Source organism: Enterobacter sp. V89_11, assembly GCF_029967775.1.
GTDB lineage: Bacteria > Pseudomonadota > Gammaproteobacteria > Enterobacterales > Enterobacteriaceae > Enterobacter > Enterobacter ludwigii.
The window spans coordinates 64,228-81,023 of record NZ_JASCAN010000026.1 but is presented as its reverse complement, the minus strand read 5'-3'; the positions used below and the strand labels follow the sequence as shown (position 1 = coordinate 81,023).

The following is a 16,796-nucleotide window of genomic DNA, read 5'->3' as shown; positions in this document are numbered from 1 at the left end:
CTTAACGGTGGCCGTACACGCGCGGACGCGTGTAGTAGTCGATGAGCGGAACGGTGATGTTTGCAAGCAGAACCGCGAATGCCACACCGTCCGGGTAACCGCCAAAGCTGCGGATGAGCCACACCAGCAAGCCAGCCAGCGCACCGAAGATCAGGCGACCACGGTTCGTGGTAGATGCCGTTACCGGATCGGTCAGGATAAAGAACGCACCCAGCATGGTTGCACCCGAGAGCAGATGCATCTGTGGGCTGGCGAGCGATTCTGGCGAGAACACCCATCCCAGTGTGGCGCAGACCGCCAGCGTCACGAGGAAGCTGACCGGAATATGCCAGCGGATCGCTTTCTGCTGCAGCAGGAACAGCCCGCCCAGCAAATAAGCAAGGTTCACCCACTGCCAGCCCGCGCCCGCCAGCATGCCGCTGAAGATAGCAGATTTCATAATCTGATCGACGGAGTGCCCGGCATGCAGGGAGGTTTTAAACGTATCGAGTGGTGTGGCCTGGCTGATGCCATCCACGCCCATACGCAGCGCGTTCATATCCGCACCGAGCGCGGTATGGCCGGTAAAGATAACGTGCAGGGCATCCATAAAGCCGGGTACCGTCGCGGCAATGTCATGCGGCGGCAACCAGCTGGTCATCTGAACCGGGAAGGAGATCAGCAGTACGACGTAGCCAATCATCGCCGGGTTGAACGGGTTATGGCCCAGCCCACCATAAAGTTGTTTGGCAATAATGACTGCAAACACCGTACCGAGCACCACCATCCACCACGGGGCAAACGGCGGAATACTGATTGCCAGCAACAGGCCAGTCAGCAGTGCTGAGTTATCGGCAAGGATGCGGGAAACCGCCAGCTTACGCAGTTTAAGCACCAGGGCTTCTGCCCCTAAGGCGCTGGCACAGCCCAGCACTATCTGGAACAGCGTTCCCCAGCCGAAAAACCAGCACTGTACGGCAATGCCCGGCAGCGCCGCCAGGCACACCAGAATCATGATGCGTGATGTCTGGCGCTGATTATGGGTGTAAGGGGAACTTGCGATTCTGAAAACCATTTAATCCTCGTTAACTGCTTGCTGTGCGGCTTTCTTCGCCTGAACGCGCGCAATGGCGGCGGCGACTGCGGCTTTACGTGGGTCGTCGTTTGCGGCCGGTTGCTGTTCTTCCTGCTGTGCTGCTTTGCGGGCCTTGGCGCGGGCAATGGCGGCTTCGACAGCCGCCTTACGCGGGTCGACAGGTGCTTCAGGCGCAGCGGCTTCAGGCTGCGCCGCCGCTTTACGCGCTTTGGCACGGGCAATGGCGGCTTCGACAGCCGCTTTACGCGGGTCGACGGGGGCTTCAGGCGTAGCGGTTTCAGTCTGCGCCGCTGCTTTGCGCGCTTTAGCGCGCGCGATCGCCGCTTCAACAGCCGCTTTACGGGGATCTACGGCCTCCACTTCTTGCTCAACCACCACGTTTTGTTCGCCGGCCTTACGCGCTTTGGCGCGAGCGATCGCCGCTTCAACAGCCGCTTTACGGGGATCTACGGCCTCCGCGTCTTGTTCAACTACCTCGTTTTGCTCGCCGGCCTTACGGGCTTTGGCGCGGGCAATGGCGGCTTCAACGGCGGCTTTACGCGGATCGATCTCAGCGTCAGAGGAGGCTGACTGTGCTTTTTCTGCCTGACGGGCGCGCGCAGCCGCTTTACGCGCTTCGCGGGCGGCAATCGCTTCGCTGTTATCCGGTTTTTCACCGGCCGGGATCACCACGGTCTGGGCTGCCGTCGCTTTTTTCTCCCGCACGCGTGCCAGTGCGGCATTAATCGCATCCTGGTCTTTTTCGCCGGGCTGAACTGCTGCCTGTTTGTGACGCGCCTGACGGGCCAGTTTTTCACGCTCCAGACGCGCCTGACGCGCTTCAAAACGTGCTTTCGCTTCGGCTGCGCGTTTCTCTTCCATGGAGATGGCATAAATCTCAGCCTTCTCCTGGCGGAAGTACTGCACCAGAGGAATGTTACTTGGGCAGACCCAGGCGCAGGCACCGCATTCGATGCAGTCGGCCAGGTTATGGGCCTGCGCTTTATCGTGCAGCTGACCTTTGCTGTACCAGTACAACTGTTGCGGAAGTAAATCCGCCGGACAGGCATCGGCACAGGCGCTGCAGCGGATACAGCCTTTCTCCTCCTGCTCTTCACCCATTTCGGTCGGGGAGGGGGCAAGCAGGCAGTTTGTGATTTTTACTACCGGGACATCGAGCCACGGCAGGGTAAAGCCCATCAGCGGGCCACCCATGATCACCATCTGGTCGCTGCCCGGGCAAAAATCAGCCTGTTCCAGCAGATGACGAACCGGCGTACCCAGACGCGCCCAGACGTTGCCCGGACGTGCGACAGATTCACCGGTCAGCGTAACCACGCGCTCGGTCAGCGGTTCACCGTCCACCACCGCACGTTTCACGGCGTAGGCTGTCCCGACGTTTTGCATCAGCACCCCGATGTCCGAAGAGCGTCCGCCATGCGGAACCTGCTTGCCGGTCAGAATTTGCGTCAGCTGTTTGGCGCCGCCAGAGGGGTACTTGGTTGGGATAACGCGCAGGCCGATATCGTGGCTGCCGTTGAGGACGGCGCGCAGCATCGAAATAGCCTGTGGCTTGTTATCTTCAATGCCAATCAGCACTTCGCGTGGCTGCAGAATATGGGCAAGAATGCGGATCCCTTCCACGACCTGCGCGGCGCAGTCCTGCATCAGACGATCGTCGGCGGTGATGTAGGGTTCACATTCTGCTGCATTGATGATCAGAGTCTGAATTTTATCGCCGCCGCCGTGCAGTTTGACGCCGGTAGGGAACCCTGCGCCGCCCAGGCCGGCAACGCCGAATTGATGAATACGCTCGATAAGCGCTTCGCGGCTCCGGTTGCGGTAGTCGCTCCAGCCGTCACGGTCGATCCAGCGGTCTTCTCCGTCGGCTTCAATAATGACGCTCAGCTCGGAGAGCGCAGAGGGGTGTGCAACGGTATGGGGGGCGATCGCCACCACTGTACCGGACGTCGGAGCGTGGACCGGCAGCATACGTCCGCGACCGAATGTTAACGGCTGGCCGCGAAGGACGGTATCCCCTTCTTTCACGCACAGTTCACCCTCAGCACCGATATGCTGTTTCAGTGGCATGACGTAACGGGACGCCAGCGGAATTTGGCGCAGCGGCGTGCCGTTGGACTGGGTTTTCATTTCAGGTGGATGGATACCACCGTCAAAGTCCCAAATCTTCTCTTTTCTGAAAGCAGAAAATAACTTAAGCATGTTGTTCCACAGGAATGATGCGAACCGGAATGGTTTGAAGATCCCACTTCCAGCTTTCGGTAGTCGGTTCAACCGGGCGCAACGCGATACATTGCGTCGGGCAGGGTGCCACGCAGAGGTTACAGCCGGTGCACAGATCCGCCACGACGGTGTGCATGGCACGGGTTGCGCCAACGATGGCGTCGACAGGGCATGCCTGAATGCATTTTGTGCAGCCGATGCAGTTCGCTTCGTCAATCACGGCGAGGGCGCGAACCGGCTCCTGCACATCTTCATCGCCGTCAACAGGTTGCGGGTCAACGTTAAGCAGGGCGGCTATTTTCAGCATTACCGCTTCACCGCCGGGTGCGCAGCGGTTAATTTTTTCACCCTGCACGCCTACCGCTTCGGCATAGGGGCGGCAGCCAGGATAGCCACACTGCCCGCACTGGCTTTGCGGCAGAAGCTCATCGATTTTTTCTACAACAGGATCGTCCTCTACCGCGAAACGGCGGGAGGCGTAACCCAGAATAAGGCCAAACACCAACCCCAGCACGCTGATAGAGGCGATGGCTATCCAGATAGTACTCATTACAACTTCACCAGACCACTAAAGCCCATAAAGGCCAGAGACATTAAACCTGCTGTCACCAGGGCGATCGCGTTACCGCGGAATGGCGCAGGGATATCCGCTGCTGCCAGACGCTCGCGAATCGAGGCGAACAGCACCATCACCAGAGAGAAACCGACGGCGGCAGAAAAACCGTACAGCGCCGATTGCATGAAATTATGCCCAAGGTTGATGTTCAGCAGCGCCACGCCAAGTACTGCACAGTTGGTGGTAATCAGCGGCAGGAAGATACCCAGCAGGCGATAGAGAGCCGGGCTGGTTTTACGTACCACCATTTCTGTGAATTGCACTACCACCGCGATGACCAGAATAAAGGACAGCGTACGCAGATAGATTAAATCCAGCGGGATGAGGATCCAGTTATCAATCAACCACGCGCAGATAGACGCCATCGTCATCACGAAGGTGGTTGCCAGCCCCATGCCCATTGCAGTTTCCAGCTTTTTGGAAACCCCCATAAATGGACACAGGCCAAGGAACTTCACCAGGACGAAGTTGTTAACCAGCACAGTGCCGACAAAGAGCAGTAAGTAATCGGTCATTATTTAGCCTGAAATAAAAAAGCCGCCTATTATCGGACAAACCACCGCAGGCGACAACAGGTTATCTGTAAGGTTATTACGGGTTCACAAAGGTGTTCTTCACCCGCGTCGAACGCTTGAAATAGGGCACCAGCAGCGCCGCAGCCAGTAACGGAAAAAGCAGCTGGCGAACGGCCAGGGCATCAGAAACTGGCGAAAAAGCAAAGGCTTTCACCGCCAGCAGGACCGAAATCAGCAGCCAGATAATGTAGTGTTTAGGGACACCCTTACGGCGCTTAAAGAAGGCAATGGTCAGCCATAGCGTGTAGTACCACATCCCGATCGCAAAAACGAACGACACAAACCACATCGTAATATTAAGCACACTTTGCGACATCAGGGTCTGGATTGCATGAGGTGTAATCAGTGCGGTGGTATAAAGCAGCAGCGCAAGTGATGCGCTTAATAAGGCAACCAGCAGCCATGCCAGTGGGGCGATTAACCAGCCTCCAATTCGTTCTCCAGGCGTTGCGGTCATGAACTCTCCCATAATCTGCGCGAAATGTTGTACAGCCAGTTTGCAGGGCGGAGAGTATATAACATTTCGCGCGGATGGCTACTTTCTTATAAAACGTAGCGCCATACAGACTTAGGCACTTCACCGACGTTGAACAAACGGCCACCGGAGACCAGCTCCGCACGGCGGTGGTCAGCGGCGCGATACATATTGATGATTTCCTGATTATCCGACAGCGTGTAGTTCAGATGGTCAAACAGTTTTTCCAGGCTCTCAAGCGAATTGATCTTGCGAAATTTTAATAAATAGTCCTGAACTGTCATATTAATAAGTTTCCATATAAAAGTGAGTAATACCAGTTAAGGTAATTCGTCCGAATAATAAACGGATTAATAAAGACGTAAACAGCCCACTCAGATAACGCGACTAAATTAGGAGTTTTCTTTGCTGAAAGTACAGGCATCAGACGATGCCTGGAAGAGAAGGTTAACCGTGTTCACCAGGGCTGGCAATAAGTAACTGACATATTATGTCACTCTTTATTGCGGTAACCGGTTACTTAGGTTGGGCGACGGTGACAGGCTCCGGCGGCTGGTAGTTATCGATATGGCTGGCAACGCCAAGCAAAATGACCGATACCCCAAGGACAATCCATGCCGCTAATTCAATGATTCGATTAATAATTGACGTCATGACTGGTACGTGTAATTTATCCATAAATACAGGTTGCAAATGTTACAGCGCCGTTTCCCCCGCGGCAAGTGCTTTGGGAACGGTTCCCCTAAACAAAATCAGAACGTTAAATCTATGTAACAAAAACAACTGGCATAGCCTGCTATTTTACGTCATATGGCACATGATTAATCTGTAAGAACGTCAGAGTAGCCAGTGTGAAATAAGATAGTCATAAAAGAGGGCAACATTATGAGTGATAGCATCCGCGTCGGGCTTATTGGTTACGGGTACGCGAGCAAGACTTTTCATGCGCCTCTGATTGCCGGGACGCCGGGCATGGCGCTGGCGGCAGTTTCCAGTAGCGATGCCACGAAAGTGCATGCCGACTGGCCCTCCGTGCCGGTTGTTTCTGAACCTAAGCATCTTTTTAACGACCCTAATATTGATCTGATCGTCATTCCCACCCCCAATGACACGCATTTTCCGCTGGCAAAGGCCGCACTGGAAGCCGGTAAGCACGTTATTGTTGATAAACCCTTCACGGTGACGTTGTCACAGGCACGCGAACTGGATGCGCTGGCAAAAAGTTTTGGCAGAGTGCTTTCGGTATTTCATAACCGCCGCTGGGACAGTGATTTCCTGACGGTAAAAGCGCTCCTTAATGAAGGTACGCTGGGCGAAATCCTCTTTTTTGAATCGCACTTTGACCGGTTCCGCCCTCAGGTCCGAAACCGCTGGCGTGAGCAAGCCGGGCCGGGCAGCGGCATCTGGTACGATTTAGCGCCGCATCTTCTCGATCAGGCCGTAAATTTGTTTGGCCTGCCGGTCAGCATGACGGTCGATCTGGCCCAGCTCAGACCCGGAGCGCAAACCACCGACTACTTTCATGCCATCTTGAGTTACCCGCAGCGGCGTATTGTACTGCACGGGACAATGGTGGCAGCCGCCGAATCAGCGCGTTATATCCTTCACGGTACGCGCGGGAGCTATGTGAAGTTTGGTCTCGATCCTCAGGAAGAACGCCTGAAAAACGGCGAGCGTTTGCCGCAGGAAGACTGGGGCTATGACATGCGGGACGGGGTTGTGACGCGGGTGGAAGGCGAGGAGAGGGTTGAAGAAACGTTATTGACGATCCCGGGTAACTATCCGGCGTATTATGCCGCTGTCCGTGATGCGCTAAACGGGACGGGGGATAACCCGGTTCCGGCCAGCCAGGCGATTCAGATTATGGAATTGATTGAACTGGGGATTGAATCAGCCAAACACCGCGCAACGCTCTGTCTGGCGTGATTCTGGCAAAGCCGGGTAAGGGGACGACCCCACCCGGCAACGGGCTTAGCCGCGGGCGACCTTATCCCGCAGCGCCTGTTTCTCTGCTGGCGTCAGGAAGGCGATGTCCAGGCCGTTAATCTGCGCCTGGCGGATCTGATCCTGACTCAGGCCAGCCTGCGGTGCGGCGACGGTGTACTCATGAATAATATCCACGCCCTGTACTGCCGGATCGTCCGTGTTCAGTGAGGCCAGAACACCGTGCTCCAGGAAGGTTTTCAGCGGGTGATGCGCCAGTGATGCCACTGTGCTGGTCTGAATATTGGACGTCAGACACGATTCAATACCAATACGCTGCTCGGCAAGGAAATCCATCAGGGCGCGATCTTCAACGGCTTTGACACCATGACCGATACGCTCTGCACCCAGCTCACGGATGGCCTGCCAGATGCTTTCAGGGCCTGCCGCTTCACCGGCATGCACGGTAATGTGCCAGCCGGCGTCACGCGCGCGGTTGAAATGAGAAAGGAACAAACTGCCCGGGAAGCCGAGTTCATCCCCCGCCAGGTCAACGGCAGCGATCGCATCACGATGTGCCAGTAACCCTTCCAGCTCCTGCAGGCAGGCCGCTTCACCGAAGGTACGGCTCATAATGCCAATCAGGCGAGCCTGAACGTCGAAGGTTTTACACCCTTCGCGCACGCCGTCAATTACCGCTTCAACCACGCCTGCAACGGGCAGGTTGTGGGTCATCGCCATATAGCCTGGCGAAAAGCGCAGTTCAACGTAGTGCAGGCCATTACGGGCGGCATCTTCAATATTTTCGAAAGCAACACGGCGGCAGGCATCCAGCGAGGCCAGCATCTTCACGCCCCAGTCGAGTTTGCTCAGGAAACTGACCAGATCCGGTTCATTTGAGGTGACCTGAACGTGGGGGATTAGGGTCTCAATCGTTTGTGCAGGGAGCGTGAGATTGTACTGGCGGCCAAGATCGAGGATGGTTTGGGCACGAATGTTACCGTCAAGATGGCGGTGAATATCAGTTAGTGGCAGGCGTGTATCAATCATGGTCGCACTCTTTTCTGGTTAAAGTGCGTCATATTATAAAAACAAAACGAGGTAAAAAGCTATTTGCGCAAGGGAATATTCCGTTGCGCAATCTGATTACAGGAGCGTCGTTATGCCGGCGATCAGCCGCTGAACCCCTTGCTCAAGCTTGCTACGCGGGCATCCCGCGTTCAGACGGACAAAACCGCTACCCTCTTCGCCGTAGGTGTATCCCGGCATGATGGCGACCTTTTGCTGCTCAATCAGGACTTTTTGTAGCATTTTATCGTCAAGGTTGAGTGGGCGTAAATCGATCCAGGCCAGATACGTGGCTTCCGGTGGCTGCCAGTTGAGCGTCGGAAACGTGTGGTGTAATTCGCGTGCAATGTACGCCAGATTTTCCTCCAGATACGCCCGCAATGCATCCAGCCATGGCTCTCCCTGCTGATAGGCAGCAATGTGGGCCGTCAGCGCCAGTACGGAAGGGGAAGAGAGCCCGTCACGACCTTTTAATGCGCTGAGGTAACCGTTATGGCTCTCTTCATCGCCAATCAGCCCCCAGGCACCGGTGAGCGCCGGTATGTTAAAACTTTTTGAACCAGAGCTCAGAAGTGCCCATTTACCGCGTGCCACTTCATTCCACGGCGTATGGCGACGGCCTCCCCACACCATGTCCATATGAATTTCATCGCTGATCACCGCCACGTCATAACGGGCGCACAGTTCTGCCATGTGACTCAGCTCTTCACGCGTCCAGACTTTACCCGTGGGGTTTTGCGGGCTGCACAGCAGCAAAATTTTGTTTTCCGGTTTTGCCAGCGCCGCCTCAAGTGCGGCCCTATTTCCCTGCCAGCCCGTGGCATGTTTTTCCATCGCCACGCCGACCACCTGGCGGGCATTCCCCTCGATGGCCTTATAGAACGCATCGTAAGCGGGGGTATGGACCACCACGCCGTCGCCGGGAGTTGACCAGAGGCGAATCAGTTCGGACACCATATAAATAACGGAAGGCCCGTACACGAGCGATTCGGTATCAATGTGGCTGTTAAAGCGCTGCCGGAACCAGTGCGCCACAGCGGCGAGAAACTCTTCATTTTTCCAGCGGCTGTAGCCAAACACCCCGTGATGAATACGCTGGTGCAGCGCTTCGGTGATGCAGGGCGCGGTCGCGAAATCCATATCGGAGATGGTGAAGGGCAGCAGATCGGCCGCGCCAAAGCGGTCGGCGACATAGTCCCACTGCGTGCACCAGGTGCCGTGTCGATCCACGATGGTTGAAAAATCGAACATGTCTCAAGTCCTTAAAGAAAAACCCCCTCAGCGCGAGGGGGTGAGGCATCAGGCTTCCACTGTACGCATCAGGGTTGCCAGCTCATCTTTCACTGACTGGACCTGCGGGCCGATAACCACCTGCAAATTATGTTGATTTAACTGTACCACGCCGATGGCCCGGTTGGCTTTCAGGGCGTTGGTGTCCACTTTCGACATGTCCGCCACCGACAGGCGCAGTCGGGTGATGCAGTTATCCAGAGAGGTAATGTTATCCGCACCGCCCAGCGCCGCCAGAATAGCAGGGGTGTTATAGCCGGACTTACCCACGGTACCTGCAACAGCCTGCTCAACGCTGCTGGCGGTATCGGTATCCCGTCCAGGCGTTTTGAGGTTAAAGCGGGTGATGGCGAAGCGGAAAATGCCGTAGTACACCGCGAACCAGATAGCGGCGACCACCGGTACCAGGTACCACTTGGTCGACAACCCGTGCAGGATCCCGAACACCACAAAGTCGATGACGTTGCCGTCGGTATTCCCGATGGTGACGCCCAGCACCGCCATCACGGTGAAGCCCAGACCGGTCAGTACCGCGTGGATGAGATACAGCACTGGCGCGACAAACAGGAACAGGAATTCGATTGGCTCCGTTGTACCGCCCACGACACAGGCGATGACCCCGGAAATCAGCAGCCCTTTAATTTTATGGCGGTTTTCCGGACGAGCACAGTGATACATGGCCAGCGCCGCACCCGGCAAGCCGCCGAGGAAGGCCGGCATTTTACCCTGTGACAGGAAGCGGGTCGCACTTTCAGAGAAGCCGTGCGTGGTCGGGCAGCTCAGCTGTGCCTGGAAGATGGTCAGCGCACCGCTCACATCGTGTCCGCATACCTCCATTGTGCCGCCCGCTTCGGTAAAGCGGATCAGCGCCACCAGAATATGTTGCAGACCAAACGGCAGCAGCAGACGTTCGCCGGTTCCGAAGATCATCGGACCAAAATCGCCCGCACCGTTGATGATGCGGCCAATCCCATTAATCCCCAGCGCAAAGACTGGCCAGATCAGCGGAATAATAAGGCCAAACAGACCCATGACCACAAGGGTTACAATGGGTACAAAGCGGGTGCCCCCGAAGAACGCCAGCGCATCAGGCAGGCGGATATTGTGGAAGCGCTCGTGCAGCATCCAGATAATCACCCCGGCGATCACCGCGCCGAGGATCCCGGTATCAATGGACTGAATCCCGATAACGCTCTGAATGTTGTTCGCTTTAAGCACGGCGGCATCGGTGGTGGGCAGAATGCCTTTAGCCGTCAGCCAGAAGTTCACCGCAAGGTTCATTACTGCATAACCGACAAACCCGGCAAAGGCGGCCACGCCTTTGTTCTCGCGTGCCAGACCCAGCGGGATAGCAATACAGAACATCACCGGCAGGAAGCTGAAGGCGAAGGAGCCGACTTTACTCATCCAGATAAAGATCGCCTGCAGCACAGGTGTCCCGAGGAACGGGATCAGCGTGATGACGTCCTTACTGCTCAATGAACTGCCGATCCCGAGCATGATCCCGCAGAACGAGAGGAGTGCCACGGGCAGCATAAAGGTTTTACCCAGTTGCTGGAAAAATTCCCACAGCGATATTTTTTGTGCTGCTTTCGCCGTCATAAAACGACTCCTTTATTGTTAAAATCAGTTTATCTGCTTCAATGCTGCGAGAAGATAAAACGTTTTATCAAAGTTTAGTGCGCTCTGAATCACATTCTCAGGCTTTGACTGGTAGTATAAAGATTACATATTGATAAAACGTTTTACCGATCTCATTTCAGGGAGTCACGCCGACACATGGCTGTAGCGAAAAAAATCACCATCAACGATGTCGCGCTGGCGGCGGGGGTTTCCGTCAGCACCGTTTCACTGGTGCTCAGCGGGAAAGGACGCATTTCTCCCGCGACCGGGCAACGGGTTAACGAGGCGGTTGAGCAACTGGGCTTTGTACGTAACCGCCAGGCATCAGCGCTGCGCGGCGGCCAAAGCGGTGTGATCGGTTTGATTGTGCGTGACCTGACCTCTCCCTTTTATGCCGAACTGACCGCTGGCCTGACCGAAGCGCTTGAAGCGCAGGGACGGATGGTCTTTTTGCTTCACGGCGGTCGCGAGGCCGATCAGCTCCTTTCCCGTCTGGATATGCTGCTTACGCAGGGCGTCGACGGGGTGATCGTCGCCGGCGCGTCGGGTGTGAGTAATGACTTGTGCGAGCGCGCCGCCGAAAAAGGCGTGCCGCTGGTGTTTGCCTCGCGCGCCAGTTATCTGGACGAAGCCGATACCCTGCGACCGGACAACATGCAGGCCGCACAAATGTTGACGGAGCATCTTATTCATCGGGGGCATCAGCGCATTGCCTGGCTTGGCGGAAAAAGCTCGTCCCTGACGCGAGCCGAGCGGGTAGGCGGTTACTGCGCGACGCTGATTAAATACGGCCTCCCGTTCCACAGCGAATGGGTGGTGGAATGCGAATCCAGCCAGAAGAAAGCCGCGGAAGCGATAAACGCGTTATTACGGAGTAGCCCGACGATAAGCGCCGTGATTTGCTATAACGAGGTGATTGCGATGGGGGCCTGGTTTGGCCTGATCCGCGCCGGGCGTCAGAGCGGCGAGGGTGGGGTTGAAACCTTCTTCGGCCACCAGGTGGCGTTAGGGGCATTTGCAGATGTTGGTGAAAACGCGCTGGACGATCTGCCCATTGTCTGGGCCACCACACCTGCCCGGGAGATGGGTTACACGCTGGCGGACAGGATTATGCAGCGCATCGAAAAAGCAGACGTGCAGGCCGGGCACCAGATTGTGTCGGCACGGTTAGTGACGGTGAAATAGTATTCGTGGCACCAGGCTGAGTACCTGCAACCGGTAATAAAAAACCCCTCATCAGAGAGGGGTTTTGATGATTACTGCTGTGGTGCAGCAGGTGCTTCAGGCACGGCCGGCGCTGCAGGTTCAGCCGGTTCCGGCATCCCCAGGGCAGGCATACCAAACATCCCGACAAAATCTTCCAGCGGCATTTTATCGCCGTTCAGCGTGACCTGACCGTTGGCATACTGCAGGCTGGTGGAAATGGTGTTGTCTTCCATCTTCGTGATGCGGAACATCTGGCCCATTGCCGCCAGGCCTTTCACCTGCTGGCTCGCCAGCTTGCCGGCATCTTCATCGCCATACCCTTCAAGCTTCGCAATCTGGGTCATAAACTCGGTTGCCATATCCACAGGGATGGTCAGCTTGCTGTCGAGTGACTTCACGCTGCGATCCACTTCCTGCGCCAGCGTCTGAGGTTCACCCGTTGCGGTTGCCGGGTCTTTCAGGAACAGGGACAGGTTAAAGTTGGTTTCGCCTTTGCTGTTTTTCCAGCTCAGCGGGGCCACGGTGATAACTGGCTCGCCTTTCAGCAGGATTGGCAGGTTGTTCATCAGCACCGCCATGGCCTGCTGCTGGTAAACTTCCGGATTCTGCTGCAGCGCGGCATTGCTCAGCAGTGCCTGGCTCTCTTTGCTGTATTTCTGGCTAAATTCATGCCACGCCTGACCGTCGATATTGCCAATCTTCAGCGACAGTTTGCCGGTCCCGAGATCCTGGTTCTGCACTTTCAGGCTCTTCAGGGCGTAATCCAGTTGGGTATTGATGCTCTTACCGTCTTTAGACACGTCGGATTTGCCGTCCACCTCCATGCCTTCCAGCACGGCCATCTCTTTCCCTTCAACCGCGATAGCAATCTTGTCAAAAGAGAGTTTCTGATTACCGATACGCTCTTTAAAATCGGTCATCTTGCTGTCGCCGTCGGCTTTCAGGTTATTGAACGTCAGCTGAACCTTTTGACCGTATTCATTGACGGCATTGATCAGGCCGCTCTCTGCTTCACCGGTCAGGGAGAAGACATTTCCATCGCGGTCAGCATCAACCTTGAAATTCCCCCCGCTAAAGGTCACTTTCTCGTTATCTTTCTCGTAGTTCAGTGCTTTCAGATCGATACTGGAACGTGTGTCGCCGGCGTAGCTGATGCGGGTGTTAACCTCAAAAGGTGACTCATTCTTTGCCAGATCAAACAGCGGTTTGGTTAAGTCGTTATTCACCAGTACAGTATGAACGGACGCCATCGACGGGATCAGGTTAAAAGACGTTAACTGTGCCAGCGGGAACGGACCGTGGCTGACCACTTCATCCAGCACCACGCTTTGGCCCGGTTTCAGCCAGCCATTTTCATTACCGGCAACAGGCTTGACAACCACCTGCATATGGCTGGTAAAGACACCACGCTGATAGTTCTGGTAGGCAAGCTCCACGCCTGCTTCCGGCGCGCCACGCTTAAGCTCTCCGTTAGCCTGTGCCACCATCTCAGCCAGACGGCTTTCCAGCTGTTTCCCGGTAAACCAGGAGGCACCTGTCCAGACCACGCCTAACGCTACAATCACTCCTACCGCTACGACCGATTTTTTCATTGCGACTATCCCTAAAATGAAACCAGGCGGTAGAAACCGCCCGGTGATGTAAAGTCTTCAACTAGCTTAGCAAGAGTTGTTAAAAAATTCAGTAAGTGCTTATAGCTTATTAAAAACACGCGCCAGACGACCGGTACCGCTCACGCTCACCGGCGACTCGTTTGCCGCTACAAATGCCGATTCGCCTGGCTTGAGCACCAGACGCTCGCCACCTTTATGCAGCGTTGCTTCACCCTCAACGCAGAACAGGATTGCTGCGCTCTCCTGCGCGATGGCGGTTTCTGCCGGGCTCAGGTCATGCAGTGAGAAGGCAAAATCATCCACCGGGATCGGGAAGTCCAGCTCCGCACCCTGTTTAACAGGCTGAGTCAGCAGGTGATCCGCAGGCTTCGCCTCAAACTTCACGTTGGCAACCAGCTCAGGGATATCAATGTATTTCGGCGTCAGGCCTGCACGCAGTACGTTGTCTGAGTTGGCCATCACCTCCAGCGCCACGCCCTGCAGGTAGGCGTGCGGGGTTTCAGCAAACAGGAACATCGCCTCGCCCGGGTTCAGCTTCACCACGTTCAGCAGCAGAGGGGAGAACAGGCCGCTGTCGTCCGGGTAGAATTCAGAAATCAGGCGGATGGTATCCCACGGCTCACCGTGCTGGCTGTCCAGCGCCGCTTTCAGCACCGCCAGGGCGTGAGATTTCTCTTCACCCTGCATGTTCAGCAGGCTGGCGAAAAGCTGGCTCAGGCCTGCTGCATTCGGGTTTTCCAGAAAGTGGGCGATCGCGTTGTTAGCACCCGCCACCGGCTGCAGCAGGGAGATAATTTCTGAGAACTCGCGAAACGCGTTCATCGCCAGGAAGGGGGTCAGCGCAAAGACCAGCTCCGGCTTGTGGTTAGGATCTTTGTAGTTACGCTCGGCCGCATCTAACGGAATACCGGCCGCGTTCTCTTTCGCAAAGCCCATCTCAGAGGCTTTTTTATTCGGGTGAACCTGGATGGAGAGCGGCTGGTCGGCGCACAGCACTTTAAACAGGAACGGCAGCTCACCAAAACGGCTGGCAACCTTGTCACCCAGCAGGGTAGCTTTGTCGGCATCAATCACGTCGCGCAGAGAGCGAACCTGGCCGCTTGCGTCTTCAATTTTTGAGCTGCTCTTCGGGTGCGCACCCATCCACAGCTCTGCCATTGGCAGGTTGTTTGGGTTCGCGATACCGTAGAGATCCGTTAACGCAGTTTTACTTCCCCAGGCGTAGTTTTGCACTGAGTTAATGAGTTTTTGCATTATCAAGCCCTGATTCAATGGTGGAGTTAACTCCGGGTATTAAAGCAATAAACCACATGGAAGTAACCTGTGGATGTAAAAAGTCGTACTAGTCTCAGTTTTTGTTAAAAAATTGTGTAGGATAAGCTGACTCGCTTTTAAGCGGGCAGCGGAACATCTGCCCAAATAATCAGACTGAAGCAGTAAGTGAGAGAACAATGTCGAACAAACCCTTTCATTATCAGGATCCTTTCCCCCTCAGTAAGGATCAAACCGAATATTACCTGTTAACCCGCGATCACGTCTCCGTCTCTGAATTCGAAGGGCAGGAGATCCTCAAGGTCGATCCGCAGGCGCTGACGTTACTGGCGCAGCAGGCTTTCCACGACGCCTCGTTTATGCTCCGCCCTGCGCACCAGCAGCAGGTGGCCGATATCCTGAGCGACCCGCAGGCCAGCGAAAACGACAAATACGTCGCCCTGCAGTTCCTGCGTAACTCGGATATCGCGGCGAAGGGTATTTTACCTACCTGCCAGGACACCGGCACGGCCATCATTGTGGGTAAAAAAGGCCAGCGCGTCTGGACCGGCGGCGGCGACGAAGCGGCGCTGGCGCACGGCGTGTACAACACCTACACCGAAGACAACCTGCGCTACTCGCAAAACGCGGCGCTGGATATGTACAAAGAGGTCAACACGGGCACAAACCTGCCTGCGCAGATTGACCTGTATAGCGTGGACGGTGATGAATACAAATTCCTCTGCATCGCCAAAGGTGGCGGTTCAGCGAACAAAACCTATCTCTACCAGGAAACCAAAGCGCTGCTCACGCCGGGCAAGCTGAAGAATTACCTGGTTGAGAAAATGCGCACGCTCGGCACCGCTGCCTGCCCACCGTACCATATTGCCTTTGTGATTGGCGGTACGTCAGCAGAGAGCACCCTGAAAACGGTGAAGCTGGCGTCGACCAAATACTACGACGGCCTGCCTACCGAAGGGAACGAGCACGGCCAGGCGTTCCGCGATGTTCAGCTTGAACAGGAACTGCTGGAAGAAGCGCGTAACCTCGGCCTGGGCGCGCAGTTCGGCGGTAAATATTTTGCCCATGATGTGCGTGTGATCCGTCTGCCGCGCCACGGCGCCTCCTGCCCGGTCGGGATGGGGGTCTCCTGTTCTGCGGATCGTAACATCAAGGCGAAGATCAACCGCGAAGGCGTCTGGATCGAAAAACTGGAAAACAACCCAGGGAAGTACATTCCTGAAGCGTTGCGCAAAGCGGGCGAGGGTGAAGCCGTTCATGTTGACCTGAACCGTCCGATGAAAGAGATTCTGGCGCAGCTGTCTCAGTATCCGGTGTCGACCCGTCTCTCTCTTAACGGAACCATCATCGTTGGTCGTGACATCGCTCACGCGAAACTGAAAGAGCGTCTGGACAATGGTGAAGGGCTGCCGCAGTACATCAAAGATCACCCGATTTACTACGCAGGCCCGGCCAAAACGCCAGAAGGCTACGCCTCTGGCTCGTTAGGCCCGACCACCGCAGGCCGTATGGACTCGTATGTTGACCAGCTGCAGGCCAACGGCGGTAGCATGATCATGCTGGCAAAAGGAAACCGTAGCCAGCAGGTGACAGATGCCTGCCATAAACACGGTGGCTTCTACCTGGGCAGCATCGGCGGTCCGGCTGCCGTACTCGCGCAGGGCAGCATCAAGAGCCTGGAGTGCATTGAATACCCGGAGTTGGGTATGGAAGCTATCTGGAAAATTGAAGTGGAAGATTTCCCGGCGTTTATCCTTGTGGATGACAAAGGTAACGACTTCTTCAGGCAGATCCAGTCCTCTCAATGTTCGGCGTGTGTGAAGTAATCTACTATAGC

The 16,796-nt window shown here is 55.7% G+C and carries 15 protein-coding genes; 3 read left to right on the top strand and 12 right to left on the bottom strand.

From position 1 onward, the window contains the following. Position 1 precedes the first annotated feature (1 nt). The 7 genes from rsxD to blr form a co-directional block, all read right to left on the bottom strand. Positions 2-1,054: an electron transport complex subunit RsxD gene (rsxD, locus tag QLG09_RS20035; RefSeq protein WP_049023474.1), complete on the bottom strand. Its 1,053-nt coding sequence runs from the start codon at positions 1,052-1,054 to the stop codon at positions 2-4. Further along, positions 1,055-3,277 (bottom strand): electron transport complex subunit RsxC, encoded by a 2,223-nt coding sequence (gene rsxC, locus QLG09_RS20030; protein ID WP_063435087.1) that lies wholly within the window; start codon positions 3,275-3,277, stop codon positions 1,055-1,057. Next, positions 3,270-3,848, bottom strand: coding sequence for an electron transport complex subunit RsxB (gene rsxB / locus QLG09_RS20025; RefSeq protein WP_049022026.1), 579 nt, complete (start codon positions 3,846-3,848; stop codon positions 3,270-3,272). Before rsxB ends, rsxC begins: the two co-directional genes overlap by 8 nt. Then, a complete protein-coding gene (gene rsxA / locus QLG09_RS20020) occupies positions 3,848-4,429 on the bottom strand; it encodes an electron transport complex subunit RsxA (protein WP_014169803.1) in 582 nt (193 codons plus the stop codon). The genes rsxB and rsxA overlap by 1 nt, the downstream gene beginning before the upstream one ends. Before the next feature lie 76 nt (positions 4,430-4,505). After that, positions 4,506-4,946, bottom strand: coding sequence for a DUF2569 domain-containing protein (locus QLG09_RS20015; RefSeq protein ID WP_025204344.1), 441 nt, complete (start codon positions 4,944-4,946; stop codon positions 4,506-4,508). An 86-nt stretch (positions 4,947-5,032) separates the two neighbouring features. Further along, positions 5,033-5,248 carry a transcription modulator YdgT gene (ydgT, locus tag QLG09_RS20010; protein ID WP_006174966.1) on the bottom strand — a complete coding sequence of 72 codons (216 nt, stop codon included), beginning with the start codon at positions 5,246-5,248 and terminating at the stop codon, positions 5,033-5,035. Between the two features lie 232 nt (positions 5,249-5,480). Then, positions 5,481-5,606: a division septum protein Blr gene (gene blr, locus QLG09_RS20005; protein WP_282489355.1), complete on the bottom strand. Its 126-nt coding sequence runs from the start codon at positions 5,604-5,606 to the stop codon at positions 5,481-5,483. A gap of 243 nt (positions 5,607-5,849) precedes the next feature. Between blr and QLG09_RS20000 the strand changes: the two genes are divergently transcribed. Continuing rightward, positions 5,850-6,890, top strand: coding sequence for an oxidoreductase (locus QLG09_RS20000; protein WP_149376613.1), 1,041 nt, complete (start codon positions 5,850-5,852; stop codon positions 6,888-6,890). A 45-nt stretch (positions 6,891-6,935) separates the two neighbouring features. On the opposite strand, the gene add is transcribed toward QLG09_RS20000, so the two are convergent. The 3 genes from add to malX form a co-directional block, all read right to left on the bottom strand. Beyond that, on the bottom strand, positions 6,936-7,937 hold the full coding sequence (add, locus tag QLG09_RS19995; protein ID WP_014169807.1) for an adenosine deaminase: 1,002 nt from the start codon (positions 7,935-7,937) through the stop codon (positions 6,936-6,938). A 96-nt stretch (positions 7,938-8,033) separates the two neighbouring features. Next, complete coding sequence (locus tag QLG09_RS19990) at positions 8,034-9,206, bottom strand: MalY/PatB family protein (protein ID WP_282489327.1); 1,173 nt, start codon at positions 9,204-9,206, stop codon at positions 8,034-8,036. Between the two features lie 48 nt (positions 9,207-9,254). Next, complete coding sequence (gene malX / locus QLG09_RS19985; protein WP_014169809.1) at positions 9,255-10,847, bottom strand: maltose/glucose-specific PTS transporter subunit IIBC; 1,593 nt, start codon at positions 10,845-10,847, stop codon at positions 9,255-9,257. Positions 10,848-11,024: 177 nt separating this feature from the next. On the opposite strand from malX, the gene QLG09_RS19980 reads away from it, so the two are divergent. Beyond that, positions 11,025-12,053 (top strand): Mal regulon transcriptional regulator MalI, encoded by a 1,029-nt coding sequence (locus QLG09_RS19980; protein ID WP_014169810.1) that lies wholly within the window; start codon positions 11,025-11,027, stop codon positions 12,051-12,053. A gap of 71 nt (positions 12,054-12,124) precedes the next feature. Here the strand turns inward: QLG09_RS19980 and QLG09_RS19975 are convergent, their stop codons facing one another. Continuing rightward, the gene (locus tag QLG09_RS19975; protein WP_047357348.1) at positions 12,125-13,666 is read right to left on the bottom strand and encodes a YdgA family protein; all 1,542 of its coding nucleotides are present in this window, start codon (positions 13,664-13,666) and stop codon (positions 12,125-12,127) included. A gap of 99 nt (positions 13,667-13,765) precedes the next feature. Beyond that, positions 13,766-14,941 (bottom strand): mannose-6-phosphate isomerase, encoded by a 1,176-nt coding sequence (manA, locus tag QLG09_RS19970; protein WP_049022014.1) that lies wholly within the window; start codon positions 14,939-14,941, stop codon positions 13,766-13,768. Positions 14,942-15,138: 197 nt separating this feature from the next. On the opposite strand from manA, the gene fumA reads away from it, so the two are divergent. Further along, a complete protein-coding gene (fumA, locus tag QLG09_RS19965; RefSeq protein ID WP_025204339.1) occupies positions 15,139-16,785 on the top strand; it encodes a class I fumarate hydratase FumA in 1,647 nt (548 codons plus the stop codon). Positions 16,786-16,796: the final 11 nt, after the last annotated feature.

What these genes read in the sequence shown, in the direction of transcription:
- QLG09_RS19990 (WP_282489327.1), bottom strand. Translation starts at nt 9,206, where the DNA reads ATGTTCGATTTTTCAACCATCGTGGATCGACACGGCACCTGGTGCACG.
- fumA (WP_025204339.1), top strand. Translation starts at nt 15,139, where the DNA reads ATGTCGAACAAACCCTTTCATTATCAGGATCCTTTCCCCCTCAGTAAG.
- QLG09_RS19975 (WP_047357348.1), bottom strand. Translation starts at nt 13,666, where the DNA reads ATGAAAAAATCGGTCGTAGCGGTAGGAGTGATTGTAGCGTTAGGCGTG.
- QLG09_RS20000 (WP_149376613.1), top strand. Translation starts at nt 5,850, where the DNA reads ATGAGTGATAGCATCCGCGTCGGGCTTATTGGTTACGGGTACGCGAGC.
- rsxD (WP_049023474.1), bottom strand. Translation starts at nt 1,054, where the DNA reads ATGGTTTTCAGAATCGCAAGTTCCCCTTACACCCATAATCAGCGCCAG.
- QLG09_RS19980 (WP_014169810.1), top strand. Translation starts at nt 11,025, where the DNA reads ATGGCTGTAGCGAAAAAAATCACCATCAACGATGTCGCGCTGGCGGCG.
- rsxB (WP_049022026.1), bottom strand. Translation starts at nt 3,848, where the DNA reads ATGAGTACTATCTGGATAGCCATCGCCTCTATCAGCGTGCTGGGGTTG.
- add (WP_014169807.1), bottom strand. Translation starts at nt 7,937, where the DNA reads ATGATTGATACACGCCTGCCACTAACTGATATTCACCGCCATCTTGAC.
- manA (WP_049022014.1), bottom strand. Translation starts at nt 14,941, where the DNA reads ATGCAAAAACTCATTAACTCAGTGCAAAACTACGCCTGGGGAAGTAAA.
- rsxA (WP_014169803.1), bottom strand. Translation starts at nt 4,429, where the DNA reads ATGACCGATTACTTACTGCTCTTTGTCGGCACTGTGCTGGTTAACAAC.
- malX (WP_014169809.1), bottom strand. Translation starts at nt 10,847, where the DNA reads ATGACGGCGAAAGCAGCACAAAAAATATCGCTGTGGGAATTTTTCCAG.
- ydgT (WP_006174966.1), bottom strand. Translation starts at nt 5,248, where the DNA reads ATGACAGTTCAGGACTATTTATTAAAATTTCGCAAGATCAATTCGCTT.
- QLG09_RS20015 (WP_025204344.1), bottom strand. Translation starts at nt 4,946, where the DNA reads ATGACCGCAACGCCTGGAGAACGAATTGGAGGCTGGTTAATCGCCCCA.
- rsxC (WP_063435087.1), bottom strand. Translation starts at nt 3,277, where the DNA reads ATGCTTAAGTTATTTTCTGCTTTCAGAAAAGAGAAGATTTGGGACTTT.